The organism is Microbacterium sp. AR7-10, from assembly GCF_001878835.1.
Lineage (GTDB): Bacteria > Actinomycetota > Actinomycetes > Actinomycetales > Microbacteriaceae > Microbacterium > Microbacterium commune.
The window spans coordinates 1-24,256 of record NZ_MJIR01000056.1 but is presented as its reverse complement, the minus strand read 5'-3'; the positions used below and the strand labels follow the sequence as shown (position 1 = coordinate 24,256).

21 protein-coding genes are annotated in these 24,256 nt (G+C 67.7%); 7 read left to right on the top strand and 14 right to left on the bottom strand.

Annotated features, from left to right (window positions below; all coding sequences use genetic code 11):
- Positions 1–52 precede the first annotated feature (52 nt).
- From rapZ to BFN01_RS07200, 4 genes are read right to left on the bottom strand one after another with little or no spacing between them, the layout of a single operon-like run.
- On the bottom strand, positions 53–925 hold the full coding sequence (gene rapZ / locus BFN01_RS07215; protein WP_071643084.1) for an RNase adapter RapZ: 873 nt from the start codon (positions 923–925) through the stop codon (positions 53–55).
- 26 nt (positions 926–951) lie between these two features.
- Positions 952–2,844: an excinuclease ABC subunit UvrC gene (gene uvrC / locus BFN01_RS07210; protein ID WP_071643082.1), complete on the bottom strand. Its 1,893-nt coding sequence runs from the start codon at positions 2,842–2,844 to the stop codon at positions 952–954.
- Positions 2,844–5,732, bottom strand: a complete 2,889-nt coding sequence (gene uvrA / locus BFN01_RS07205) for an excinuclease ABC subunit UvrA (protein WP_071643080.1) — start codon at positions 5,730–5,732, stop codon at positions 2,844–2,846. Before uvrA ends, uvrC begins: the two co-directional genes overlap by 1 nt.
- Positions 5,733–5,735: 3 nt before the next feature.
- Complete coding sequence (locus BFN01_RS07200; protein WP_071643078.1) at positions 5,736–6,221, bottom strand: MarR family winged helix-turn-helix transcriptional regulator; 486 nt, start codon at positions 6,219–6,221, stop codon at positions 5,736–5,738.
- Positions 6,222–6,263: 42 nt separating this feature from the next.
- On the opposite strand from BFN01_RS07200, the gene BFN01_RS07195 reads away from it, so the two are divergent.
- Entirely contained in the window at positions 6,264–6,506 is a 243-nt protein-coding gene (locus BFN01_RS07195) for a hypothetical protein (protein WP_071643076.1), read from the top strand.
- Between the two features lie 77 nt (positions 6,507–6,583).
- Here the strand turns inward: BFN01_RS07195 and uvrB are convergent, their stop codons facing one another.
- The 3 genes from uvrB to rpsA all read right to left on the bottom strand — a co-directional run bounded on the left by uvrB (position 6,584) and on the right by rpsA (position 10,861).
- Positions 6,584–8,653, bottom strand: a complete 2,070-nt coding sequence (gene uvrB / locus BFN01_RS07190; protein ID WP_071643074.1) for an excinuclease ABC subunit UvrB — start codon at positions 8,651–8,653, stop codon at positions 6,584–6,586.
- Positions 8,654–8,711: 58 nt separating this feature from the next.
- A complete protein-coding gene (gene coaE, locus BFN01_RS07185) occupies positions 8,712–9,314 on the bottom strand; it encodes a dephospho-CoA kinase (RefSeq protein ID WP_071643072.1) in 603 nt (200 codons plus the stop codon).
- Between the two features lie 92 nt (positions 9,315–9,406).
- Positions 9,407–10,861, bottom strand: coding sequence for a 30S ribosomal protein S1 (gene rpsA / locus BFN01_RS07180; protein WP_071643070.1), 1,455 nt, complete (start codon positions 10,859–10,861; stop codon positions 9,407–9,409).
- A gap of 187 nt (positions 10,862–11,048) precedes the next feature.
- Between rpsA and BFN01_RS07175 the strand changes: the two genes are divergently transcribed.
- Positions 11,049–11,981 (top strand): 5'-3' exonuclease, encoded by a 933-nt coding sequence (locus tag BFN01_RS07175; RefSeq protein ID WP_071643068.1) that lies wholly within the window; start codon positions 11,049–11,051, stop codon positions 11,979–11,981.
- A 1-nt stretch (position 11,982) separates the two neighbouring features.
- Here the strand turns inward: BFN01_RS07175 and BFN01_RS07170 are convergent, their stop codons facing one another.
- On the bottom strand, positions 11,983–12,972 hold the full coding sequence (locus BFN01_RS07170; protein WP_071643066.1) for a PHP domain-containing protein: 990 nt from the start codon (positions 12,970–12,972) through the stop codon (positions 11,983–11,985).
- Positions 12,973–12,988: 16 nt separating this feature from the next.
- Positions 12,989–14,053 (bottom strand): anthranilate phosphoribosyltransferase, encoded by a 1,065-nt coding sequence (gene trpD, locus BFN01_RS07165; protein WP_071643064.1) that lies wholly within the window; start codon positions 14,051–14,053, stop codon positions 12,989–12,991.
- Positions 14,054–14,242: 189 nt separating this feature from the next.
- Between trpD and BFN01_RS07160 the strand changes: the two genes are divergently transcribed.
- The 5 genes from BFN01_RS07160 (at position 14,243) to BFN01_RS07140 (ending at position 19,310) form a co-directional block, all read left to right on the top strand.
- Positions 14,243–14,899, top strand: a complete 657-nt coding sequence (locus BFN01_RS07160) for a heme-copper oxidase subunit III (RefSeq protein WP_071643181.1) — start codon at positions 14,243–14,245, stop codon at positions 14,897–14,899.
- A gap of 20 nt (positions 14,900–14,919) precedes the next feature.
- On the top strand, positions 14,920–15,753 hold the full coding sequence (locus BFN01_RS07155) for a cytochrome c (protein ID WP_071643062.1): 834 nt from the start codon (positions 14,920–14,922) through the stop codon (positions 15,751–15,753).
- Positions 15,754–15,789: 36 nt separating this feature from the next.
- Positions 15,790–16,869 carry a ubiquinol-cytochrome c reductase iron-sulfur subunit gene (locus tag BFN01_RS07150; RefSeq protein ID WP_071643060.1) on the top strand — a complete coding sequence of 360 codons (1,080 nt, stop codon included), beginning with the start codon at positions 15,790–15,792 and terminating at the stop codon, positions 16,867–16,869.
- Positions 16,866–18,677, top strand: coding sequence for a ubiquinol-cytochrome c reductase cytochrome b subunit (locus BFN01_RS07145; protein ID WP_071643058.1), 1,812 nt, complete (start codon positions 16,866–16,868; stop codon positions 18,675–18,677). The genes BFN01_RS07150 and BFN01_RS07145 overlap by 4 nt, the downstream gene beginning before the upstream one ends.
- Before the next feature lie 213 nt (positions 18,678–18,890).
- Positions 18,891–19,310, top strand: a complete 420-nt coding sequence (locus tag BFN01_RS07140) for a rhodanese-like domain-containing protein (RefSeq protein WP_071643179.1) — start codon at positions 18,891–18,893, stop codon at positions 19,308–19,310.
- Between the two features lie 164 nt (positions 19,311–19,474).
- Here the strand turns inward: BFN01_RS07140 and BFN01_RS07135 are convergent, their stop codons facing one another.
- The 5 genes from BFN01_RS07135 to BFN01_RS07115 form a co-directional block, all read right to left on the bottom strand.
- Complete coding sequence (locus BFN01_RS07135; RefSeq protein WP_071643056.1) at positions 19,475–19,897, bottom strand: cytochrome c oxidase subunit 4; 423 nt, start codon at positions 19,895–19,897, stop codon at positions 19,475–19,477.
- A 3-nt stretch (positions 19,898–19,900) separates the two neighbouring features.
- Complete coding sequence (gene ctaD, locus BFN01_RS07130; protein WP_071643054.1) at positions 19,901–21,625, bottom strand: cytochrome c oxidase subunit I; 1,725 nt, start codon at positions 21,623–21,625, stop codon at positions 19,901–19,903.
- A gap of 3 nt (positions 21,626–21,628) precedes the next feature.
- Positions 21,629–22,516, bottom strand: a complete 888-nt coding sequence (coxB, locus tag BFN01_RS07125; protein ID WP_071643052.1) for a cytochrome c oxidase subunit II — start codon at positions 22,514–22,516, stop codon at positions 21,629–21,631.
- Between the two features lie 89 nt (positions 22,517–22,605).
- Positions 22,606–22,974, bottom strand: coding sequence for an iron-sulfur cluster insertion protein ErpA (gene erpA / locus BFN01_RS07120; RefSeq protein WP_071643050.1), 369 nt, complete (start codon positions 22,972–22,974; stop codon positions 22,606–22,608).
- Between the two features lie 101 nt (positions 22,975–23,075).
- Positions 23,076–24,256 (bottom strand): M20/M25/M40 family metallo-hydrolase (locus tag BFN01_RS07115; RefSeq protein ID WP_071643049.1); only part of this gene is annotated, 1,181 nt, incomplete at its 5' end.

Sequence of the window (24,256 nt, the reverse complement as noted above, 5' to 3'; positions counted from 1 at the left end):
GGTCGACGCCCGTGGTCGGATGCCCGGTGGATGGGCTGCCTCGGGCCGGGGGTCACTCCCGACCGAGGTCGCGATGGCGCACGTTGATGGCGACACCCGGCACATCCGCGAGGCGCCGAGCCAGCTCCTCGCTCATGGCCACCGAGCGGTGCTTCCCGCCGGTGCAGCCGATGGCGACCGTCGAGTGGCTCTTGTTCTCGCGCTGGTACCCCTCCAGCACCGGACGCAGCGCCGCGGCGTAGGCGTCGAGGAACTGCTCCGAGCCCGGCAGACCCAGCACGTAGTCGCGCACCGGCGCATCGCGTCCGGTGAAATCGCGCAGCTCCTCATTCCAGAACGGGTTCGGCAGGAAGCGCATGTCGGCGACGAGGTCGACGTCGGTCGGGAGCCCGTACTTGAACCCGAAGCTGAGGATGGTGAGGCGATGACGCGCCGCACCCTCCTCCGAGAACATCTCCGAGACCTGCATCGCGAGCTGATGGATGTTCAGCGACGACGTGTCGATGAGCAGGTCAGCCGATTCGCGGATGGTGGCCAGACGCGATCGCTCGGTGCGGATGCCGTCGAGAAGGGTGCCGTCACCCTGCAGCGGATGGGGGCGGCGCACGGACTCGAAACGGCGCACGAGCACGTCGTCGGACGCATCGAGGTAGAGCACCTTCACCCCGCCGCGGGAGCGCAGGACGCGGTACACGTCCGGCAGCTCGTCGAACAGGCCGCGTCCGCGGACATCCACGACCGCGGCGATCTTCGGAAGGTTCCCGGCTCCCATGTCGGTGAGCTCGAGAAGGGGCCGCAGGATCTGCGGAGGCAGATTGTCGACCACGTACCAGCCGAGGTCCTCGAGTGCGTTCGCCGCGGTGGTGCGGCCTGCTCCCGACATCCCGGTGACGATGAGGAACTCGCCCTCTTCTGCGGCCGCCATGCGTTGCTCCCTTCGCTGCTACCAGCCTACCGAGTCGCGGGTGCCTGTCCGCCAGCGAGATGCGCGTGGATGGTCGAGGCGAGGACCGGTCCGATGCCCGCCACCTCGCCGATCTGCTCGGGACTCGATGCGCGCAGTGCCGTGACCGATCCGAAGTGGGTGAGCAGCGCCTTGATGCGGGCGTCGCCGAGGCCGGGGATCTCGCGGAGCACCGTCTGGATGTCACGACGGCGGCGCTTGCGCTGGTGAGTGATCGCGAAGCGATGCGCCTCGTCGCGCAGGCGCTGCACCAGGTACAGCGCCTCGCTGGTGCGCGGGAGGATGACCGGGAAGTCGTCGTCGGGAATCCAGATCTCCTCGAGCCGCTTGGCGATGCCGCACAGCGCGATCTCGGTGCGCCCGCTGTCGCGCAGCGCCCTCGCGGCCGCCTGCACCTGGGGCTGACCTCCGTCCACGACCAGCAGCTGCGGGCGGTAGGCGAAGCGCGGTCGCCGCTTCCCCTCGCCCTCGCCCTCATCCTCGTCGGCCCGCTCCGGCCCGGAATCCACCCGCGCGAGCCGGCGCATGAGCACCTGGTACATCGAGTCGGTGTCGTCCGTCGTCTCGGCGATGTTGAACGAGCGGTACTGATCTTTGCGCGGCAGTCCGTCTTCGAAGACCACCATCGAGGCGACGACGTTCGTGCCGCCGAGGTGCGAGATGTCGAAGCACTCGATGCGCAGCGGGGCCTCGTCCATGCCGAGCGCCTCCTGCAGGTCGGTGAGCGCCTGCGTGCGGGCGACGTAGTCGCTGGTCCGCCGCGTCTTGTGGCGCAGCAGTGTCTGCTGGGCGTTGAGCGTGGCGGTGCGCATGAGATCGGCGCGCTGCCCGCGCTGGGCGACGGCGATCTCGACGCGACGCCCACGGCGCTGGCGCAGCCACTCCTCCAGCTCGGCGGCGTCGTCGGGCAGGGTGGGCACCAGCACACGGCGGGGGATGTCGGACGAGTCGCCGTAGACGCGCTGCAGGATCTGGTCGACCAGCTCCCCGCGGCTGATGTCGAGCTCCTTGTCGACGGCGAGCGAGCGCACACCGCGTACTCGACCGCCGCGGATGACGAAGTGGTGCACGGCCGCCGACAGCTCGTCCTCGGCGACGCCGAACAGGTCGGCGTCCTCGTCGGACGGCAGCACGAGGGCGCTCTTGCCCAGCACGGCGTCGATCGCGGTGAGCTTGTCGCGGAACCGCGCCGCCGCCTCGTAGTCCATCGCGGCGGACGCCGCCTGCATGCGCTTCGTGAGATCGCGCGTGAAGCGCTCGTCACCGCCCGCCATGAAGGCCACGAAGTCGTCGACCATTGCGCGATGCTCGTCGATGGTGACCTTCATCGAGCAGGGTCCGCCGCACTTCCCGATCTGGCCGGGGAAGCACGGTCGTCCGGTCTGCATGGCGCGCCGGTAGCTGGAGTCGCTGCACGTGCGGATCGGGAAGGCCCGCACCATCAGGTCGATGGTCTCGTGCACCGCCCAGACCTTGGGGTACGGTCCGAAGTACCGCGCACCGGGGATGCGCCGGTTGCGCGTCACCATGACACGCGGAGCCTCGTCTGCGAGGGTGATCGCCATGAACGGGTAGGACTTGTCGTCCCGGTAGCGCACGTTGAACGGCGGATCGAACTCCTTGATCCACATGTACTCGAGCTGCAGCGAGTCGACGTCGGTCGCGACGACGGTCCACTCGACGGATGCCGCGGTCGTGACCATTCGCCGGGTGCGCTCGTGCAGGGTGCGCAGCGGCGCGAAGTAGTTCGACAGGCGCTGGCGCAGGTTCTTCGCCTTGCCGACGTACAGCACCCTGCCGTCGGCGTCGCGGAAGCGATAGACGCCGGGGTCGGTGGGGATCTCCCCCGCGCGCGGCTTGTACGGGAGGACGTCCGCCATCAGCCGGCCTTGCGCGAACCGCGCTCCTGCCCGAGGACCTCGGCGAGGAACGCGCCCGTGTGACTCTCCGCCACCCCGGCGATCTGCTCGGGCGTGCCGGCGGCGAGGATCTGCCCACCACCCGATCCGCCCTCGGGGCCGAGATCGATCACCCAGTCGGCCGACTTGATGACGTCGAGGTTGTGCTCGATGACGATGACGGTGTTGCCCTTGTCGACGAGTCCGTTCAGCACCTCGAGGAGTTTGCGCACGTCCTCGAAGTGCAGACCGGTGGTCGGCTCGTCGAGCACGTAGATGCTCCGCCCGTTGCTGCGGCGCTGCAGCTCGGTGGCGAGCTTGACGCGCTGCGCCTCGCCACCCGAGAGCGTCGTCGCCGCCTGGCCCAGCCGCACGTAGCCGAGGCCGACGTCGACGAGCGTCTTCATGTACCGGTGGATCGCCTGGATCGGCTCGAAGAACTCCGCCGCCTCGGCGATCGGCATCTCGAGCACCTCGGCGATGTTCTTGCCCTTGTAGTGCACCGTGAGGGTGTCGCGGTTGTACCGCTTGCCGTGGCAGACCTCGCAGTCGACGTACACGTCCGGCAGGAAGTTCATCTCGATCTTGATCGTGCCGTCGCCCGAGCAGGCGTCGCAGCGCCCGCCCTTGACGTTGAAGCTGAACCGCCCGGGCTGGTAGCCGCGGACCTTCGCCTCGGGGGTCTCGCTGAAGAGCGTGCGGATGCGGTCGAAGACGCCCGTGTAGGTCGCCGGGTTCGATCGGGGCGTGCGCCCGATCGGCGCCTGATCGACGTGCACGACCTTGTCGAGGTTGTCCAGGCCGGTGACCCTGGTGTGCTTGCCCGGCACCGTGCGCGCGCCGTTGAGCCGGCCGGCGAGCACCTGGTACAGGATGTCGTTGACCAGCGAGGACTTGCCCGAGCCGCTCACACCGGTGACCGCGGTGAGCACCCCCAGCGGGAAGTCGGCGGTCACGTTCTTGAGGTTGTTCGCCTTGGCCCCGACGACGCTCAGCATCCGCTTCCGGTCGATCTTGCGACGCGTGTCGGGCACGGCGATTTCGCGGCGACCGGCGAGGTAGTCGCCGGTCATCGACCCGGTCTCGGCCAGCAGCGCGGAGTAGGGGCCGGAGTGCACGACCTCACCCCCGCCGACGCCGGCGCCGGGCCCGATGTCGACGACCCAGTCGGCAGCCTCGATGGTCTCTTCGTCGTGCTCGACGACGATCAGGGTGTTGCCGAGGTCACGCAGCCGGACCAGTGTCTCGATGAGCCGGCGGTTGTCGCGCTGGTGCAGGCCGATCGACGGCTCGTCCAGCACGTAGAGCACACCGGTGAGACCGGAGCCGATCTGGGTCGCGAGCCGGATGCGCTGCGCTTCTCCTCCGGAGAGGGAGCCCGCCGAGCGACCGAGGTTGAGGTACGACAGGCCGACCTGCAGCAGGAACTCCAGGCGCAGGCGGATCTCACGCAGCACCTGGGCGGCGATCTTCGCCTCGCGATCGGTGAGCTCGAGCTCGTGCATGAAGGTGCTGGCGTCGGCCAGGCTGAGATTCGACACCTCGGCGATCGAATGACCGTGCACCTTGACTGCCAGGACCTCCGGCTTGAGACGGGCGCCGTCGCACACCGGGCACGGCACCTCACGCAGGTACTCGCCCCAGCGGCCACGCTGCGTGTCGGACTCGGCCTGCAGGTACTGCCGTTCGATGTACGGCACGACACCCTCGAAGCCCGACGTGTAGCGCATCTCGCGCCCGTAGCGGTTCTTCCATTTGACGCTGACCTTGTAGTTGTCGCCGCGCAGCACAGCCTCGCGCACGTCGGAATGCAGCTTGTTCCATGGTGTGTCGAGGGAGAAGTCGAGATCGCGCGCCAAGCCTTCGAGCAGGCGCTCATAGTACTGGAACAGGCCCTTGCCCTGGGTCGTCCAGGGCAGGATGACGCCTTCGCGGATCGACAGGTCCTCGTCGCCGAGCATGAGGTCGACGTCGACCGACATCCGCGTCCCCAGACCCGCGCACGCGGGGCACGCACCGAACGGTGCGTTGAACGAGAACGTGCGGGGCTCGATCTCGGTGAGCGCGATCGGGTGACCGTTCGGGCAGGCGAGCTTCTCGGAGAAGGACTGCCACGCGGCGTCACCCTCTTCGTCGACGAAGTTGACCTGCATGATCCCGCCGGCCAGTCCCAGCGCGGTCTCGACCGAGTCGGTGACCCGCCCGAGGATGTCGTCCGACGCCACGAGCCGGTCGACCACGACGGCGATGTCGTGCTTGTAGCTCTTCTTCAGCGTCGGCGGCTCGGCCAGCTGGATCAGCTCGCCGTCGACGATCGCACGTGAATAGCCCTTCGCGCCGAGCTCCTTGAAGAGGTCGACGAACTCGCCCTTCTTCTGCGTCACCACCGGTGCGACGATCTGGTAGCGCGTGCGCTCGGGCAGCTCGACGAGCTGGTCGGCGATCTGCTGCACCGTCTGGCGCTGGATCCGCTCGCCGCATTCCGGACAGTGCGGGATGCCGATGCGCGCCCACAGCAGGCGCATGTAGTCGTGGATCTCGGTGATGGTGCCCACCGTGGATCGCGGGTTGCGGTTGGTCGACTTCTGATCGATCGAGACCGCGGGGCTCAGCCCCTCGATGAAGTCGACATCGGGGCGGTCCACCTGGCCTAGGAACTGGCGCGCATAGGCGCTGAGCGATTCGACGTAGCGTCGCTGCCCCTCGGCGAAGATCGTGTCGAACGCGAGGCTGGACTTGCCCGACCCGGAGAGCCCTGTGAAGACGACCAGCGAGTCACGGGGGATGTCGATGTCGACGTTCTTCAGATTGTGGACGCGGGCACCGCGGACACTGAGTTTTGCGGAGGAGGCGACAGGAACGATGGGCACCGTTCAAGTGTAGGAGCGGCCACCGACACCGGGCTCCGCGTCAGCCGAGGGCGAACGCGGGGCCCGTCCGGCGAACGGCTTCAGCGCGTCCCGGAGCGAGGCGACCTCGTCGATGCCGGTGCCGACGGCCGCCATGACGGCACGCGGCACATCGACCGCCCTGTCTCGAAGCGCGCGACCGGCGTCGGTGAGGGTGATGTCGAGACGGCGCTCGTCGGCCGTGCTCCGCGCGCGCTGCACCAGACCGTCCTTCTCGAGCCGCTTCACCAGCGGCGAGGCGCTGGCGGGCTCGAGAGCGAGTTCGGCGGACAGGTCGGTGAGCGAGCGCGGCGAATGCTCCCACAGCGCGAGCATCACGAGGTACTGGGGGTGCGTCAGACCCAGCGGCTCGAGGATCGGCCGATAGACGGCGACGACGTTCCGAGCTGCGGTGACCATGGCGAAGCAGAGCTGGTTCTCGAGTCGCAGCAGCTCGTCGTCAGTCATCATGCGTCTGATTCTATGTGCACAGATATTACGTACACTAAAGGTATGTCCGAGAACCCCGCCCGTGTTCCGCTGCGCACCCGCATCCGAGAGGCGGGCGGTCTGTACGCCTGGTTCAACTCGAATCTGATCCGCATCGCCGGGCCCGCGTCGGTCGGGCCGTACGAGCCGACGCTGCCGCCGAGCGCGGCGGAGCGCGCCGAGCGCGCGTGCCCGCTGTGCGGTGCGCCCATGAACCAGCACAGCATCGACCGCACCGGCCCGAAGCCGCTGATGCACTGTCCGTGACGCGCTGCCCCTGACGCGGCCAGGCTCTCGCCCCGGCCCGGACCCTCGCCGTCGAGCCATGCGCCCCGCGCGAAGGATCAGGCGTGTCCGGCCCGCTCCATCGCCCGCAGCTCCTTCTTCAGGTCCTGCACCTCGTCGCGCAGGCGCGCGGCCAGCTCGAACTTGAGCTCGCCTGCGGCGGCAAGCATCTGATCCGACAGATCCGCGATCGTCTCCTCGAGCTGCGCCGCGCCCTCCGCCGCGATGCCCGTGCGCCGCAGGTTCGGCGTCGGCGACTTCCCCTTGCCGCTCTTGCTGCGCGCCGATCGCATGTCGGCCGTGTCGGCAGCCTCTCGGGCGAGCACCTCGGTGATGTCGGCGATGCGCTTGCGCAGCGGCTGCGGGTCGACGCCGTTCGCCTTGTTGTACGCGATCTGCTTCTCACGACGGCGCTCGGTCTCGTCGATGGCTTTCGCCATCGAGTCGGTCATGTTGTCGGCGTACATGTGCACCTCACCCGAGACGTTTCGCGCCGCACGTCCGATCGTCTGGATGAGCGACGTTCCCGATCGCAGGAAGCCCTCCTTGTCGGCGTCGAGGATCGCGACCAGCGACACCTCCGGCAGGTCGAGTCCCTCTCGCAGCAGGTTGATTCCCACCAGCACGTCGTACACACCGGCGCGCAGCTCGCTGAGCAGTTCGACGCGGCGGAGCGTGTCGACGTCGGAGTGCAGGTAGCGCACGCGCACACCGTGCTCGCCGAGGAAGTCGGTGAGCTCTTCGGCCATCTTCTTGGTGAGCGTCGTCACCAGCACGCGCTCGTCGCGCTCGACGCGGAGGCGGATCTCCTCGAGCAGGTCGTCGATCTGGCCCTTGGACGGCTTCACGATGATCTGCGGGTCGATGAGACCGGTGGGGCGGATGATCTGCTCGACGACGCCGTCGGCGATGCCCATCTCGTACTTGCCAGGCGTCGCCGACAGGTACACGGTCTGCCCGATGCGGTTCTTGAACTCGTCCCAGCGCAGCGGACGGTTGTCCATCGCGCTGGGCAGGCGGAATCCGTGCTCGACGAGCGTGCGCTTGCGCGACGCGTCGCCCTCGTACATCGCGCCGATCTGCGGCACCGTCACGTGCGACTCGTCGATGACGAGCAGGAAGTCGTCGGGGAAGAAGTCCAGCAGCGTGTGCGGCGGCTCGCCCGGCATGCGGCCGTCCATGTGCCGTGAGTAGTTCTCGATGCCCGAGCAGAAGCCGAGCTGCTGCAGCATCTCGATGTCGAACGTCGTGCGCATGCGCAGCCGCTGCGCCTCGAGCAGCTTGCCCTGGCGCTCGAGCTCGGCCAGCCGCTCCTCGAGCTCGTGCTCGATCGTGCCGATCGCGCGCTGCACGACGTCCGTGCCCGCGACGTAGTGCGACGCCGGGAAGATCGGGACGGAGTCGAGCTTGGCGATGACCTCGCCGGTGAGCGGATGCAGCGAGTACAGCGCTTCGATCTCGTCACCGAACAGCTCGATCCGGATGGCGTGCTCCTCGTACACCGGGATGATCTCGATCGTGTCGCCCCGCACCCGGAAGTTGCCTCGCGAGAAGTCGACGTCGTTGCGGTTGTACTGCATCGCGATGAACTGGCGGATGAGCGCGTCGCGGTCGTACCGCTCCCCCACCTGCAGCGCGACCATGGCGCGCAGATACTCCTCCGGGGCGCCGAGGCCGTAGATGCACGACACGGTCGAGACCACGACGACGTCACGTCGGCTGAGCAGCGAGTTCGTCGTCGAGTGACGCAGCCGCTCGACCTCGGCGTTGACCGAGGAGTCCTTCTCGATGAAGGTGTCGGTCTGCGGGACGTAGGCCTCGGGCTGGTAGTAGTCGTAGTACGAGACGAAGTACTCGATCGCGTTGTTCGGCATGAGCTCGCGGAACTCGTTCGCCAGCTGCGCGGCGAGCGTCTTGTTGTGCGCCATCACCAGGGTCGGCCGCTGTACCTGCTCGATGAGCCAGGCGGTCGTCGCCGACTTTCCCGTACCGGTGGCACCGAGCAGCACCACGTCGGTCTCGCCGGCGTTGATGCGCGCCGCGAGCTCGGCGATGGCCTGCGGCTGATCGCCGGCGGGCATGTACTCGCTGACGACCTCGAAGGGGCGGACGCTGCGCGTGGGTTGCATCCCACCAGCCTACGAGCACCCTCCGACACCGGGCGCGAGCGGGGGGCTCAGCAGTCGATCACGGTGACGCGGTCAGCGAACGCCACAGCGCGTCGACCTGCTCGAGCGTGTGCTCGACGCTTCCCGACGTGTCGATGACGACGTCGGCGATCGCCCGACGCTCCTCATCCGAGACCTGCGCGCCGATCCGGCGGCGCGCATCGTCCTCTGACATGCCGCGCAGTCGCGTCATCCGCTGCACGCGCACCTCGGCCGGGGCATCCGCCACCACGATGAGATCCCACGGGTCGTCGACGCGCGCCTCGACGAGCAGCGGCACGTCGTACACGACGACGACGGCGGGGTCGGCGGCGAAGGCGGCGTCGAAGCGACGCTGCGACTCCGCGCGCACGGCCGGATGCACGATCGCATTCAATCGCTGCAGCGCGGCCTCGTCGCCGAAGACCCGCGCGCCGAGCGCTGCGCGATCGAGGGATCCGTCCGCGGCGATCATCTCCGCACCGAAGGCGTCGGCGATCGCCTCGAGCACGGCACCGCCAGGCTGCTGCACCTCACGTACGATCGCGTCGGCATCGATCACCGTCGCACCGTGCTCCGCGAGGCGCGCGGCGATGGTCGACTTGCCCGAGGCGATGCCCCCGGTGAGCGCGATGAGTGGCATCCGTCCATCCTGGCACGCGACGTCCGCTGGTCCGGATACGCGGAACGGGCCGCCACCCGAAGGTGACGACCCGTTCCTGACGTGATCCGTGATCAGCTGTTTCCGCCCGAGAGCTTCTCGCGCAGAGCCGCGAGAGCCTCGTCGTCGGCCAGCGTGCCGGCACCGGTGGAGTCGGTCGAGAACGTCTGAGCGCCGAAGTCGTCGCCCGCGGCAGCCTCGGCCTCGGCGGCCTTGACGACCTGAGCCTTGTGCGCCTCCCAGCGAGCCTGCGCAGCGGCGTACTCCTGCTCCCATGCCTCGCGCTGAGCGTCGAAGCCTTCCTTCCAGGCGCCGGTCTCGGCGTCGAAGCCCTCCGGGTACTTGTACTCGCCATTCTCGTCGTACTCGGCGAGCATGCCGTACAGGGCCGGGTCGAACTCGGTGCCGTTGGGGTCGACCGACTCGTTGGCCTGCTTCAGCGACAGCGAGATGCGGCGACGCTCGAGGTCGATGTCGATGACCTTGACGAAGACCTCTTCGCCGACCGACACGACCTGCTCAGCCAGCTCGACGTGCTTGCTGGAGAGCTCGGAGATGTGCACGAGGCCCTCGATGCCGTCCGCGACGCGCACGAACGCACCGAACGGAACGAGCTTGGTGACCTTGCCCGGTGCGATCTGGCCGATCGCGTGGGTGCGGGCGAAGACCTGCCACGGGTCCTCCTGGGTCGCCTTCAGCGACAGCGAGACGCGCTCGCGGTCGAGGTCGACCTCGAGGATCTCGACGGTGACCTCCTGGCCGACCTCGACGACCTCGGAGGCGTGCTCGATGTGCTTCCACGACAGCTCGGAGACGTGCACGAGACCGTCCACGCCACCCAGGTCGACGAACGCACCGAAGTTGACGATCGATGAGACGACGCCCTTGCGGACCTGACCCTTGTGCAGGTTGTTCAGGAACGTGGTGCGCGACTCGGACTGCGTCTGCTCGAGCAGGGCGCGGCGGCTGAGAACCACGTTGTTGCGGTTCTTGTCGAGCTCGAGGATCTTCGCCTCGAGCTCCTGGCCGAGGTACGGGGTGAGGTCGCGGACACGGCGCAGCTCGATGAGCGACGCGGGCAGGAAGCCACGCAGGCCGATGTCGACGATGAGGCCACCCTTGACGACCTCGATGACGGTGCCGGTGACGACCCCGTCGTTCTCCTTGATCTTCTCGACGTCGCCCCAGGCGCGCTCGTACTGTGCGCGCTTCTTGGAGAGGATCAGACGGCCTTCCTTGTCCTCCTTCTGGAGAACGAGGGCCTCGACCTGGTCGCCGACGGCGACGACCTCGTTGGGGTCGACGTCGTGCTTGATGGAGAGCTCGCGGGAGGGGATGACGCCCTCGGTCTTGTAGCCCACGTCGAGCAGAACCTCATCGCGGTCGATCTTGACGATCGTGCCCTCGATGATGTCGCCGTCGTTGAAGAACTTCAGGGTCTTCTCGACCGCGGCCAGGAAGTCCTCAGCAGAGCCGATGTCGTTGATCGCGACCTGCTTGGTGGCCGGGGCGGTCGTTGCGCTAGTCATGTAGTGGGTTGTCCTTGTGAATGGAAGATCGGGCTTCGAGGCCCGGCGCGCACGCCGGGATGGATGTTCGAAGCAGGTGGATGTCGATTGCGATGCCACGAGGGCAGGCACAGGCCTGCCACGAGTGACGCTTCAGATTATCAGATCCGCCGCCGGGATGCTCCCCCTCTGCTCCTATGCTGGGGCGGTGACCGAACGACTGATGCTGCTCGACACCGCCAGCCTCTATTTCCGGGCCTTCTTCGGCGTGCCGGACAGGGCGAAGGCGCCCGACGGGTCGTCGGTGAACGCCGCCCGCGGACTGCTCGACATCATCGCCAAGCTGGTGACGCTCTACCGCCCGTCGCAGCTCGTCGCCTGCTGGGACGACGACTGGCGTCCGCAGTGGCGCGTCGATCTCATCCCCGGCTACAAGGCGCATCGCGTGGTCGAGCAGATCGCCGACGCGCCCGACGTCGAGGAGGTTCCGGATGCCCTGCAGCAGCAGATCCCGCTGATCCGGGAGGCGCTCGGCGTCCTCGGCATCCCGATCATCGGCGCAGCCGAGCACGAGGCGGACGACGTCATCGGCACGCTGGCCACACGGGCATCCCTTCCGGTCGACATCGTCACGGGCGACCGCGACCTGTTCCAGCTCGTCGACGACGGCCGGGACGTGCGCGTCATCTACACCGCACGCGGCATGAGCAACCTCGAGATCGTCACCGACGAGACCGTCGTCGCGAAGTACGGCGTGCTCCCCTCGCAGTACGCGGACTTCGCCACCCTGCGCGGCGACGCGTCGGATGGTCTGCCCGGAGTGAAGGGCGTCGGCGAGAAGACCGCGGCGACCCTGCTGCTCTCGCACGGCGACCTCGCGGGCATCCGCGCCGCCGCCGAGGAGGGGCAGCTCACGGCGACCGCGGCACGGCGGTTCGCCGAGGCGTCGGATTACCTCGATGTGGCCCCCACCGTGGTGAAGGTCGCGACCGACCTCGACATCTCCGCTCCCGGCGTCGTCCTGGCTGAGCTCGACGATGCGGCGCGGGATGCCGCCGAGGCCTTCGCGGAGCGATGGAACCTGGGCTCATCGATGACGCGCGCGCTGGGCGCTCTGGCATCCGCGGGGAATGCCGGCTGACTCAGCCGCGCGCCCAGGCGCGCAGGCGCTCGAGCCCCCACGACGTGACGATCCGCTCCACCGGCACCCCGGCCGCCTCCGCGCGCTCGGCTCCATGGTCGAGCAGCGAGAGCTGACCAGGGGCGTGCGCGTCCGAGTCGATGGAGAACAGGCATCCCTCCTCGAGGGCGACGGCGATCAGGTCGTCGGGAGGGTCCTGACGCTCCGGTCGTGAGTTGATCTCGACCGCGACGCCGTTCTCGGCGCACGCCGCGAACACCGCTCTGGCATCGAACTGCGACGACGGGCGCGTGCCCCTGGATCCCTCGACGAGGCGGCCCGTGCAGTGGCCGAGCACGTTGACCCGGGGATCCGCGACGGCCGCGAGCATCCGCCTGGTCATCGGCTCCGCATCCATCCGCAGCTTCGAGTGCACCGAGGCGACGACGATGTCGAGCTCGTCGAGCATCTCCGGGGTCTGATCGAGCGCGCCGTCCTCGAGGATGTCCACCTCGATGCCGGCGAGCATCGTGAGTCCGTCACCCGACTGCGCACGCACCAGCGGGATCTGCTCGCGCAGCCGCTCCTGCGACAGTCCGCGCGCCACTTTCAGCCGGGGCGAGTGGTCGGTGACAGCCAGGTACTCGTGACCGAGCGCTCGTGCCGCAGCCGCCATGGTCTCGATCGGGGTCGTCCCGTCTGACCAGTCGGTGTGACTGTGCAGGTCGCCCTTCAGGCGCGCGCGAAGCGCGGAGCGCCGCTCGGGCTCGACCTCGCCGCGGAGCTCGACGAGATAGTCCGGCACCCGCCCCTGCTGCGCCTGCCGGATCACGGCGAACGTCGAATCGCCGATGCCCTTCTGCGCCTTGAGACGCGCGGGGTCGCTCAGCACGTCAGCCGGAAGGGCCGCCACCACGGCTGCCGCCTGCCGGAACGCCTTCGCACGGTAGCGCGACGCGCGCTCGCGTTCGAGCAGCGCGGCGATCTCGAGGAGGGCGTCGGCGGCTTCCACGATTGCTCCGCTCCGCTCAGGCGGGCAGCGGCTCCCTGGTGACCTGGACCCACTGATCGAGCTTGGCTGAGGCGCGTCCGTCGTCGATCACTTCGGCCGCACGCGTGTACGCGTCGCGGAGCCGCTCGACGATCGGGACCTGCGTCAGCGTCGAATCGTGCGAGAGCTCGTAGGCGACGATGCCGGCGGCGGCGTTCAGCAGCACGATGTCGCGCACGGCTCCCCTCTCGCCCGCCAGGGTGCGCCGCAGGACGGACGCGTTGTGCTCGGGAGACCCGCCGACCAGGTCGTCGAGCTCGGCGAGCGGGATGCCCAGGTCGCGCGGATCGAGGTCGTGCTCGTGGATGTCTCCGCGCGTGACCTCCCAGATGCGGCTGTGTCCGGTCGTGGTGAGCTCATCGAGTCCGTCGTCGCCGCGGAACACGAGCGCCGTGGCGCCACGGGTGCGGAACACCCCCGTGATCAGCGGCACGCGGTCGAGCTGCGCGACACCGACGGCGTTCGCCTCGGCGCGCGCCGGATTGCACAGCGGACCCAGCATGTTGAACACGGTCGGCACGGCGAGCTCGGACCGCGCGACGCCGGCGTGCTTGAAACCGGGGTGGAAGGCGGCGGCCCACGCGAACGTGATCCCCGTGCGCTCGAGCGCGTCGGCGACCCGCGTGGGGTCGAGCGAGATGTCGAGGCCGAGGGCGGCCAGGACGTCGGACGACCCGGACGAGGAGCTCGCGGCGCGGTTTCCGTGCTTGACCACCGGGATCCCGGATGCCCCGATGATGACCGCCGCGGTGGTGGAGATGTTGACGGTGCCGATGCGGTCGCCACCGGTTCCGACGATGTCGAGCACATCCGACGACACCGGCAGCGGCACGGCGGCCTCGAGGATGGCATCGCGGAAGCCGACGATCTCGTCGATGGTCTCGCCCTTGGCGCGCAGCGCCACGAGAAAGCCGGCGAGCTGGGCATCCGTCACCCTTCCCCGCATGACCTGGCGCATCGCCCAGGTCGACTCCCACACGCTGAGATCACGGCGATCCAGAAGCGTCGAGAGCAGATCGGGCCAGGTGAGGGTGTCAGCCATGACTGCGATCCTAATCGCGCGGAGGATGATGCCGTTTCGAGATGACGTGCGCCCCGTCGTCATCGCACACCCCGCTGGACGTGGGAACGCGGCACATTCGCAGGTGCTTCTTAGGTCTTCCTTAGTCGCAGGACGGCGAGACAGGCCACGTCGGTGCGAGAATCCCCGCGCGGAATCGGCCATAATGGTCTGGTGACCACCTCAGCGACGTATGCCCCGGCGGCAAGAACCATCAAGCGCCCCAATCCGGTCGCTGTCGGCACCATCGTGTGGCTCGGCAGCGAAGTCATGTTCTTCGCGGGACTCTTCGCGATCTACTTCACCCTGCGCAGCACCTCACCCGAGCTCTGGGCGGACCGCACCGAGATGCTCAACGTGGTGTACGCCTTCGTCAACACGGTCATCCTGGTGGCGTCGTCGTTCACCTGCCAGATGGGCGTGTTCGCCGCTGAAGACCTGCAGCCGTACCGCATCGACAAGGGCAAGGTGAACGCGTTCGGGCGTCGCCGCCTGTTCGGCTGGGGCATGGTCGAGTGGTTCTGGCTCACCTTCATCCTCGGCGCGATCTTCGTCAGCGGCCAGGTGTGGGAGTACGCCCAGCTCGTGGCGGAGGGCCTGCCCATCACCGCCGACTCGTACGCCTCGGCGTTCTACATCACCACCGGCTTCCACGCCCTGCACGTCACCGGCGGCCTCATCGCCTTCGTGCTGGTCATCGGCCGTGCGTACGCCGTCAAGAACTTCGGCCACAAGGAGGCGACCTCCTCGATCGTCGTGTCGTACTACTGGCACTTCGTCGACGTCGTCTGGGTGGCCCTGTTCTTCGTCATCTACTTCCTGAAATAAGAGCGGAGCGATTTTTCGAAATGGCACGAGAGAAGAAGCACCGCTCGCGCGGTCGTCGCAGTCCCCTCGCCGCTGCCGCCCTCATCGGGGCCGGCCTGCTGCTCACCGGCGGCGTGTACGCCGGTGCGTCGGCGGCGATGGCATCGACCACGGGCACGCAGAGCAGCGCAACGGCAGAGCTGACCGTCGAGGACGGCCAGAAGCTGTTCACCGCGAACTGCGCCACCTGCCACGGCCTCGACATGCAGGGCACGAGCGAAGGACCGAGCCTCATCGGCGTCGGTGAGCTCTCCGTCGAGTTCCAGGTGGCGACCGGCCGCATGCCGCTGCAGATGCAGGGACCGCAGGCGCCTCAGAAGCCCGCGCAGTTCACCGACGCACAGATCCGCGCCATGGCCGCGTACGTGCAGAGCGTCGCCCCCGGACCGGGCTACCCCGACAAGTGGGTGACCGCAGGCGAGGAGAACCCCGACAACGCGAGCGACGAGGTCGACATCGCACAGGGCGCGGAGCTGTTCCGCATCAACTGCGCGATGTGCCACAACGTCGCCGCCGCCGGTGGTGCGCTGACCGAGGGCAAGTACGCCCCGGCCCTGAGCTCGACCAGCCCGCTGCACATCTACGCGGCCATGGTCACCGGCCCGCAGAACATGCCGGTCTTCGGCGACATGAACCTGAGCACCGAGGACAAGCGCGACATCATCGCCGCCCTCGTCTACCAGCAGGAGGCCGTGCAGATCGGCGGCTTCACGCTCGGGTCGCTCGGTCCGGTCTCGGAGGGCCTGTTCATCTGGATCTTCGGAATCGGCGCACTGGTCGCCCTCACCGTGTGGATCACGGCGAAGTCCAACTGACGCACTGTCATCGAAGAGTTACGTACGAGGAGCACCATGGCACACGACGACGACACGCAGGCTCTTGACAGGGCCTACCAGCCCTCGCGGGGGCTGGGCGTCGCAGTCAGCGATCCTGCGGAGAACCCGGGACTGCCGCCACACCGTGAGCGGATGACCGACAAGGACCCGCGCGCCGAGAAGGCGGCGGTCCGCACGGTCTACACCCTGTTCTACCTGTCGCTCGCCGGCAGCATCTGGGCGGTCGCCGCATACATGCTGTTCCCGATCGAGAGCGGCCTGGCGATCGACATCCGCCACAACAACATGTACATCGGCATCGGCATCGCTCTCGCGCTGCTGGCGCTCGGCATCGGCGCGATCCACTGGTCGAAGGCGCTGATGTCCGACAAGGAGTACATCGAGCACCGCCACCCGACCCGAGGTAAGGACGCGACCCGCGCCGGCGCCGTCGAGGCGTTCGCGGCGGCCAACGAGGACTCGGGCTTCGGGCGCCGCGCGATCATCCGCAACTCGCTCATCGCCGCGGTCGTGGCCTCGATCCTGCCCGGCCTCACGCTGTTCCGCGGTCTCGCACCGCACAACAACTCGCACGGCAACCCCATCGCCGGTGACCCGGTCGCACTTCTCAAGCACACCATGTGGGAAGAGGGCATGCGCCTGGCGCGTGACCCCGAGGGCACCCCGATCCGCGCCGCGGACGTCACTCTCGGTTCGGCTTTCCACGTCATCCCCGAGCCGCTCGCCGAGCTCGGCCACAGCGAGGGATACATGGAGGAGAAGGCCAAGGCCATCGTGCTCCTCATGCGTCTGCGACCCGAGCAGCTGATCGAGGCCGAGGACCGCAAGGACTGGTCCTACGACGGCATCGTCGCCTACTCCAAGGTCTGCACGCACGTGGGCTGCCCCGTCGCGCTGTACGAGCAGCAGACCCACCACCTGCTGTGCCCGTGCCATCAGTCGCAGTTCGACGTCACGGACCACGCCAAGGTCATCTTCGGCCCGGCAGCGCGACCGCTGCCGCAGCTGCCCATCGCCGTCGACGATGAGGGCTACCTCATCGCGCAGAGCGACTTCACCGAACCCGTCGGCCCGAGCTTCTGGGAGCGTCATTGAGCACCGCAACTCTTAAAGAGGACACCAAGCAGAAGCCCCTGGGCGGACGCTTCATCGGCGCGACGGCGAACTACCTCGACGAGCGCACCAGCCTGTCGGGGCTCGTCAAGGAGCTCGGTCGCAAGATCTTCCCCGACCACTGGTCGTTCATGCTCGGCGAGATCGCGCTCTGGGCGTTCGTGGCCGTGTTCCTGTCGGGAACGTTCCTGACGTTCTTCTTCCAGGCCTCGATGGCCCCCACGCACTACACCGGCGCGTACGCGCCCTTGCGCGGCGTGGAGATGACGGCGGCCTTCGAGTCGGCGCTGCGCATCTCGTGGGACATCCGCGGTGGCCTTCTGGTTCGCCAGATCCACCACTGGGCGGCACTCGTGTTCATCGCCGGCATCGGCATCCACATGCTGCGCGTGTTCTTCACCGGCGCGTTCCGCAAGCCGCGCGAGCTCAACTGGGTGATCGGCTTCGTGCTCTTCATCCTCGCCCTGGCCGAGGGATTCACCGGCTACTCGCTGCCCGACGACCTGCTCTCGGGCAACGGTCTGCGCATCATCGACGGCATGATCAAGGGTCTGCCGCTGATCGGCACCTGGACCTCGTTCCTCATCTTCGGCGGCGAGTTCCCCGGCGACGACATCGTCGGCCGCCTGTACACGATGCACATCCTGCTGCTGCCGCTGCTGGTGATCGCGTTCATCGTGCTGCACCTGATGCTGATGGTGATCAACAAGCACACCCAGTTCGCCGGCCCCGGCCGCACGAACGACAACGTCGTCGGCTACCCGATGATGCCGGTGTACATGTCGAAGATGGGCGGCTTCTTCTTCATCGTCTTCGGTGTGATCGTCCTGATCGCCTCGTTCTTCCAGATCCTGCCGTTCTGGGATTACGGTCCCTACGACCCGTCCCCGATCTCGGCCGGCACTCAGCCTGACTGGTACATCGGCTTCGCCGACGGCGCCCTGCGTCTCGCTCCCCCGCACCTCGACGTCATGCTCGGCAACTTCACGCTGTCGCTCGGCATCGTCATCCCGGTGCTGGTGCTCGGACTGTTCATCGTCGCCGTTGCGATCTACCCGTTCCTCGAGGCGTGGATCACGGGCGACAAGCGCGAGCACCACATCGCCGACCGTCCCCGCAACGCCCCGACCCGCACCGCCATCGGTGTCGCCGGGATGATCTTCTACGCGGTGCTCTGGGCTGCGGCCTCGTCCGACCTCATGGCCACGCACTTCATGCTGACCATGGAGGGTGTCATTCACGCCCTGCAGGCCCTGCTCTTCGTCGGCCCGATCCTCGGGTACTTCGTGACGAAGCGCATCTGCATCGCGCTGCAGAAGAAGGATCGTGAGATCGTTCTGCACGGCTACGAGTCGGGCCGCATCGTGCGCCTGCCCGGTGGCGAGTTCATCGAGGTGCACCAGCCCGTCGACGTGTACGACCGCTGGAAGCTCATCGACTACGCCACCTACGAGCCTCTCGTCGTGCGCCCGAACGCGAAGGGCCGCATCCCGTGGCACGAGAACCTTCGCAGCTCGATCTCGCGGTGGTTCTACGAAGACCGCCTGCAGCCGCTCACCCAGGCCGAGATCGCGGCAGCCGACGCGCATCAGCAGCACACGCTGGCGCACGACGCGGAGATCGAGGCGGCCGAGATCGCCGGGGCACACGCTCGCGCGGGTGTCACCTCCGAAGACCAGATCGCCGCAACCGATCTGCACGTCGACGAGACGCCGAACACCCCCAGCTCGGTGATCGCGAAGGACCCGGCCAAGCCGCGCAGGAAGAAGAAGTCGGAGGACGGCGAGTAAGCCGCACTCCCCCACGACAGAGGGCCCGTCCGAATCCGGACGGGCCCTCTGTCGTCTCCACGGCTCTCCGTCGCCCTCGGCGTCCGTCCGTCGCCCTCGGCGTCCGTCCGTGCGGTCCGAGCAGGTGCGACAAGCGACGAGACGAGTGCGCACGCTTCTCGGCAGGATGTCATGAGCGCGCAGGCGCGATACCGGCGCGCTACCCTGTTGACCATGATCGACCGACACGAGTTCTTCGCCGCCAAGCTGCAGTACGAGACCGATGCGAGCGACGTGCACGCGGCGCGGAAGGCGGGGACAGACCTCGTGGTCGTCGATGTGCGCTCCGACGAGGCGTGGGCACAGGGTCGCGTTCCCGGGGCCGTGCACATGCATTACAGCGAGATCGCCGAGCGAGCGCCGGTGGAGATCCCGTCCGACGCCTCCGTCGTCGTCTACTGCTGGAGCCCCGGGTGCAACGCCGGCGCCAAGGGCGCTCTGGAGTTCGCGGCTCTGGGCTACTCCGTGCGCGAGATGATCGGCGGTTTCGAGTACTGGGTTCGCGAGGGATATCCCGTCGAGGATCACGACGGCATCCACCGCCGTCCGATCGACGCCCTGACCGGCGTCCCCCGCATCCGCACCCGGCCGTGATGCCGCGCAGCGCAGACGCACACCACGCCGCAGTGATTCGCGCGCACCCCGGTGCAGTGGTGCGCGCACACCTCCCCTGACGCCGCCTCCCGCTGACCGCTGAAGCCCCTCCCCGCCGACGACGAAGGCCCCCTGGACGGATCCAGGGGGCCTTGACGGGGGTGTCAGCGTGCGAAGTGCCCGCGGTAGTACTCGTACACCCAGCCGACGATCGCGACGAGGAAGATCGCCACACCGATCGGCAGCAGGAACTGACCGACCGCGAGGCCGAGCAGGAAGACACCTGCGGAGGCGGCGAGGACCAGCGGCCACCACGACCACGGCGAGAACTCGCCGAGCTCGGGGTCACCGTCGTCGATGTCCGCCGTCAGGACGTCTTCGGGGAGCTCTCCACCCTGCGCCTTGTACGTGCGCTGCAGGTAGACGGCGATCATGGCACCCATGAAGGCGACGAACAGGAGCGCCACCGTGCCCACCCATTCCACGTAGCCGTGGAACGGGTCGACCAGGTTCCAGATCGTGTAGACGATGGACGCGATCGTGAAGAAGACCGCGATGATCCACCAGAGGATGACATTGCTGCGCATGACTTACTTGACCTCTCCCGCTGCGACGCCCACCGGGTGCTCTGCGGCCTCGGGGTGGTTCAGATCGAACGCCGGACGCTCACTGCGGATGCGCGGGATCGACGTGAAGTTGTGACGCGGCGGCGGGCACGAGGTGGCCCACTCCAGCGATGCACCGTAGCCCCACGGGTCGTCGACGGTGACCTTCGGCGCCTTGCGGGCGGTGATCCACACGTTGAGGAAGAAGGGCAGCATCGAGGCACCGAGAATGATCGCACCGATCGTGGAGACCTGGTTGCCCCACTCCCAGTTGTCATAGGTGGAGTAGTCCGCGTAACGACGGGGCATGCCGTCCACGCCCAGCCAGTGCTGCACGAGGAAGGTCATGTGGAAGCCGATGAACAGCATCCAGAAGTGGATGTAGCCCAGGCGCTCGTTGAGCATGCGGCCGGTCCACTTCGGCCACCAGAAGTAGAAGCCGGCGAACATCGCGAACACGACGGTGCCGAACACCACGTAGTGGAAGTGGGCGACGACGAAGTACGAGTCGCTGAGCGCGAAATCCAGCGGCGGAGCCGCGAGGATCACGCCGGTCAGACCACCGAAGACGAACGAGACGAGGAAGCCGAGGGCGAACACCATCGGCGTCTCGAAGGTGATCGAGCCTCGCCACATGGTGCCGATCCAGTTGAAGATCTTCACACCCGTCGGCACCGCGATGAGCATCGTCATCAGGGCGAAGAACGGAAGCAGCACGCCGCCGGTCACGTACATGTGGTGAGCCCACACGGCCACCGAGAGGGCCGCGATCGCGATGGTCGCGTACACCAGCGTCTTGTAGCCGAAGATCGGCTTACGGCTGAACACGGGGAAGATCTCGGACACGATGCCGAAGAACGGCAGCGCGATGATGTACACCTCGGGGTGACCGAAGAACCAGAACAGGTGCTGCCACAGCAGCACGCCACCGTTCGCGACGTCGTAGATGTGCGAACCGAGCACGCGGTCGGCCGCTGCGGCGAGGATCGCCGCGGCGAGCACCGGGAACGCCATCAGGATCAGGAGGCTGGTGATCAGCGTGTTCCACGAGAAGATCGGCATGCGCCACATGGTCATGCCGGGTGCGCGCATGGTGATGACCGTGGTGATGAAGTTCACCGCGCCGAGGATGGTGCCGAAACCGGACATGCCGAGGCCGAGCATCCAGAGGTTGCCGCCCACGCCCGGCGAGAACGACGAGTTGGCGAGCGGCTGGTACGCGAACCATCCGAACGAGGCCGCGCCCTGCGGGGTGAGGAAGCCGGCGATGGCGATGATCGAGCCGAAGGTGAACAGCCAGAAGGCGAACGCGTTCAGACGCGGGAACGCCACGTCGGGCGCGCCGATCTGCAGCGGCAGGATCGCGTTGGCGAAGCCGGCGAACAGCGGCGTCGCGAACATCAGCAGCATGATCGTGCCGTGCATCGTGAACAGCTGGTTGTACTGCTCCTTGGTGGGCACGATCTGCATGCCGGGAGCGAAGAGCTCGGCGCGGATGATCAGCGCCATCACACCGCCGAGGAGGAAGAAGAGCACCGAGGCGATCAGGTACATGTACCCGATCGTCTTGTGGTCGGTGGACGTCATCCACTTGACGATGATGTTGCCCTTCTGCTCCACGCGGGAGGAGGTGAGCAGGGCTGCCTGACGCGGCGGCAGCGTGGTCGGGCGGGCGCCCGGCGCTGTCGTGGGTTCAGCTGTGGTGGTCATGGCTTACTCCTCTTCCTCGGACTGCGTGCTCGCGCCGGTGCCGGGGAGATTGCTGAGTCGGTCGTAGGCGTCGGTGATGTCGCCCGTGTTGCCCTGCTCGCGCAGGGTCTGGAGGTATGCGTCGTACTCGTCCTGCTCGACGACCTTCACGTTGAAGAGCATCATCGAGTGGTACTCACCGCAGAGCTCGGCGCACTTGCCGTCGTACTCGCCGACGCGCGTGGGGATGAAGGACCAGGAGTTGTCCTTGCCGATGTACATGTCCTTCTTGTACAGGAAGTCGATGATCCAGAAGGAGTGGATCACGTCGCGCGACTGCAGGTCGATCGTGACCTTCTTGTCGACGGGCAGCACGAGCGTCGGAAGCTTCTCGCGCTCGATGTCGCCGTTCTCGTCGGGGTCGGCCTGCACGCCCATGGTCCACACGGCATCATCTTCGCCGCCGTACTGGAAGTCCCAGGCCCACTGCTTGGCGATCGCCGTGACCTCGACGTCGGGCTCATCCCACTGCGTCTCGATGTCGGCCTGGTCGCGCGCGGTGAAGAAGAACATGCCGAGCACGAGGATCAGCGGGATCACCGTGTACAGGATCTCGATCGGCATGTTGTAGCGCAGCTGGACCGGGAGTCCGGTCTGACCGGTGCGACGACGGTACATCACGAGCGCCCATCCCATCAGGGCCCAGGTGATGACGCCGACGGTCAGCAGAACGACCCACGAGGTGACCCAGAGACCGGAGACCGTCTCGGTCTGGTTGGTCGCGGGGGTGCCGTCTTCGACGAAGCCCGGAAGGAATCCATTGAGTTCGGTGGGAGTACATCCCGCCAGGGCCACAGCTGCCGCTGCTCCCAGCGGGAGCGCGGCCCAACGAAGGCGGCGTTTCGAGGGCACGATGCACCTTTCAGATCTCGGACAGGAGCAGACTCAAGTCTAGGGCAACCTCACACGCGATTCATGCCAACCACGCAGGTAGGCGCGCCTCAGTGGAAGCTGTCACCGCACGCGCAGCTGCCTGCGGCGTTGGGGTTGTCGATCGTGAAGCCCTGCTCCGAGATGGTGTCCTTGAAGTCGATCGACGCGCCGTCCAGGTAGGGGACGCTCATGTTGTCGATGATGACCTCGACGCCGTCGAAGTCGACGGTCTCGTCGCCTTCGAGGTAGCGCTCGTCGAAGTACAGCTGGTAGATCAGGCCCGAGCATCCGCCGGGCTGCACGGCCACGCGAAGACGCAGGTCGTCACGGCCCTCCTGCTCGAGCAGGCTCTTGACCTTGAGCGCCGCAGCGTCGGTCAGCGAGACGCCGTGGGCGGGGGCGGCGGTGGGCTCTGAGGTCAGGGTGGTGTCGCTCATCTCAACTCCTTGCAACGGCAGCGCGGTCTCGCTGCTCGTGCACGATTCTACCGCCGTCGCCGCACGCCGGGCCGATCGCGTGCGCGCATCGATCCCCCTGCTCAGGACTCCCCGGCGCGCTCGTTCATCCTGGCCAGCAGCAGTGCCTCGGTGCGCACGGCGTTGCGGAACGTGTCGAGGTGCAGCGACTCGTTCGGGCTGTGGGCCCGGGAGTGCGGGTCCTCGACGCCCGTGACGAGGATCTGCGCGCCGGGGAACTCGCGGACCAGGTCGGCGACGAAGGGAATGGATCCGCCCACGCCGAGGTCGACGGCCGCGACCCCGTAGCCGTCTCCCATCGCGGCGCGGGTGAGCTCGACAGCCCACCCCGAGGTGTCGACGAGGAAGCCGTCGCCGAGGTCGATGTCGGAGAACGTGAGCTCCGCGCCGAACGGCGCGTGCCGGCGCAGGTGTCGTTCCAGCGCCGCGTACGCGTCGGCGGCACTCTGACCGGGGGCGACCCGGGCGCTGATGACGAGGCTCACCTCGGGCAGCAGGGTGTTGGACGCCTCGGCCACGCTCGTCACGTCCATCCCGGTGATCGTGATGGAGGGCCTGTTCCAGATCCGCCCGTAGATGTCGTCGCGACCGATCGGGCTGACACCGTCGAGCAGGCCCGCCTCGTCTCGCAGAGTCTCCTCGGAGTACTCGGGCGTCTGCGCGTCTCTGCTGGTCATCCCGTCGACCGCGACCGCGCCGTCGGAATCCCACAGTGTGGCGAGGAGGGTGACGGCGGCCATCATGGCATCCGGAACCGCTCCCCCGAACATGCCGGAGTGGGAGGCGTGCTCGAGGGTGCGCACGGTGAGAGTGAAGCGGGCGTTGCCGCGCAGCGACACCGTCAGTCCCGGGGTGCGGGAGTCGAGGTTGCCTGAGTCCGCCACGACGATCGCATCGGCGCGGAGCGCGTCGGCGTTGTCGCGCAGGAACCGCGCGAAGGAGCGCGACCCGTATTCCTCCTCGCCCTCGATGAACAGCGAGACGCCGAGATCGAAGTCGTCGCCGAGCACCTCCGCGACCGCGCGCAGCGCCGCGATGTGCGCCATGATGCCCGCCTTGTCATCCGCTGCGCCCCGGCCGTACAGGCGCCCGTCGCGCACGGTCGGCTCGAACGGCGGCGTCTCCCACAGCTCGTCTGCCCCCGGAGGCTGCACGTCGTGGTGGGCGTAGAGCAGGATGCTCGGGCGTCCGTTGCGCGCGGCGCGAGTGGCGAGCACGGCGGGCCTGTCTCTTATACACATCT

Coding starts and splice junctions, on each gene's coding strand:
- uvrB (WP_071643074.1), bottom strand. CDS start 8,653: ATGCAACCCACGCGCAGCGTCCGCCCCTTCGAGGTCGTCAGCGAGTAC.
- BFN01_RS07200 (WP_071643078.1), bottom strand. CDS start 6,221: ATGATGACTGACGACGAGCTGCTGCGACTCGAGAACCAGCTCTGCTTC.
- BFN01_RS07150 (WP_071643060.1), top strand. CDS start 15,790: ATGGCACACGACGACGACACGCAGGCTCTTGACAGGGCCTACCAGCCC.
- BFN01_RS07155 (WP_071643062.1), top strand. CDS start 14,920: ATGGCACGAGAGAAGAAGCACCGCTCGCGCGGTCGTCGCAGTCCCCTC.
- rpsA (WP_071643070.1), bottom strand. CDS start 10,861: ATGACTAGCGCAACGACCGCCCCGGCCACCAAGCAGGTCGCGATCAAC.
- trpD (WP_071643064.1), bottom strand. CDS start 14,053: ATGGCTGACACCCTCACCTGGCCCGATCTGCTCTCGACGCTTCTGGAT.
- BFN01_RS07140 (WP_071643179.1), top strand. CDS start 18,891: ATGATCGACCGACACGAGTTCTTCGCCGCCAAGCTGCAGTACGAGACC.
- BFN01_RS07195 (WP_071643076.1), top strand. CDS start 6,264: ATGTCCGAGAACCCCGCCCGTGTTCCGCTGCGCACCCGCATCCGAGAG.
- rapZ (WP_071643084.1), bottom strand. CDS start 925: ATGGCGGCCGCAGAAGAGGGCGAGTTCCTCATCGTCACCGGGATGTCG.
- BFN01_RS07135 (WP_071643056.1), bottom strand. CDS start 19,897: ATGCGCAGCAATGTCATCCTCTGGTGGATCATCGCGGTCTTCTTCACG.
- coaE (WP_071643072.1), bottom strand. CDS start 9,314: ATGCCACTCATCGCGCTCACCGGGGGCATCGCCTCGGGCAAGTCGACC.
- uvrC (WP_071643082.1), bottom strand. CDS start 2,844: ATGGCGGACGTCCTCCCGTACAAGCCGCGCGCGGGGGAGATCCCCACC.
- ctaD (WP_071643054.1), bottom strand. CDS start 21,625: ATGACCACCACAGCTGAACCCACGACAGCGCCGGGCGCCCGCCCGACC.
- erpA (WP_071643050.1), bottom strand. CDS start 22,974: ATGAGCGACACCACCCTGACCTCAGAGCCCACCGCCGCCCCCGCCCAC.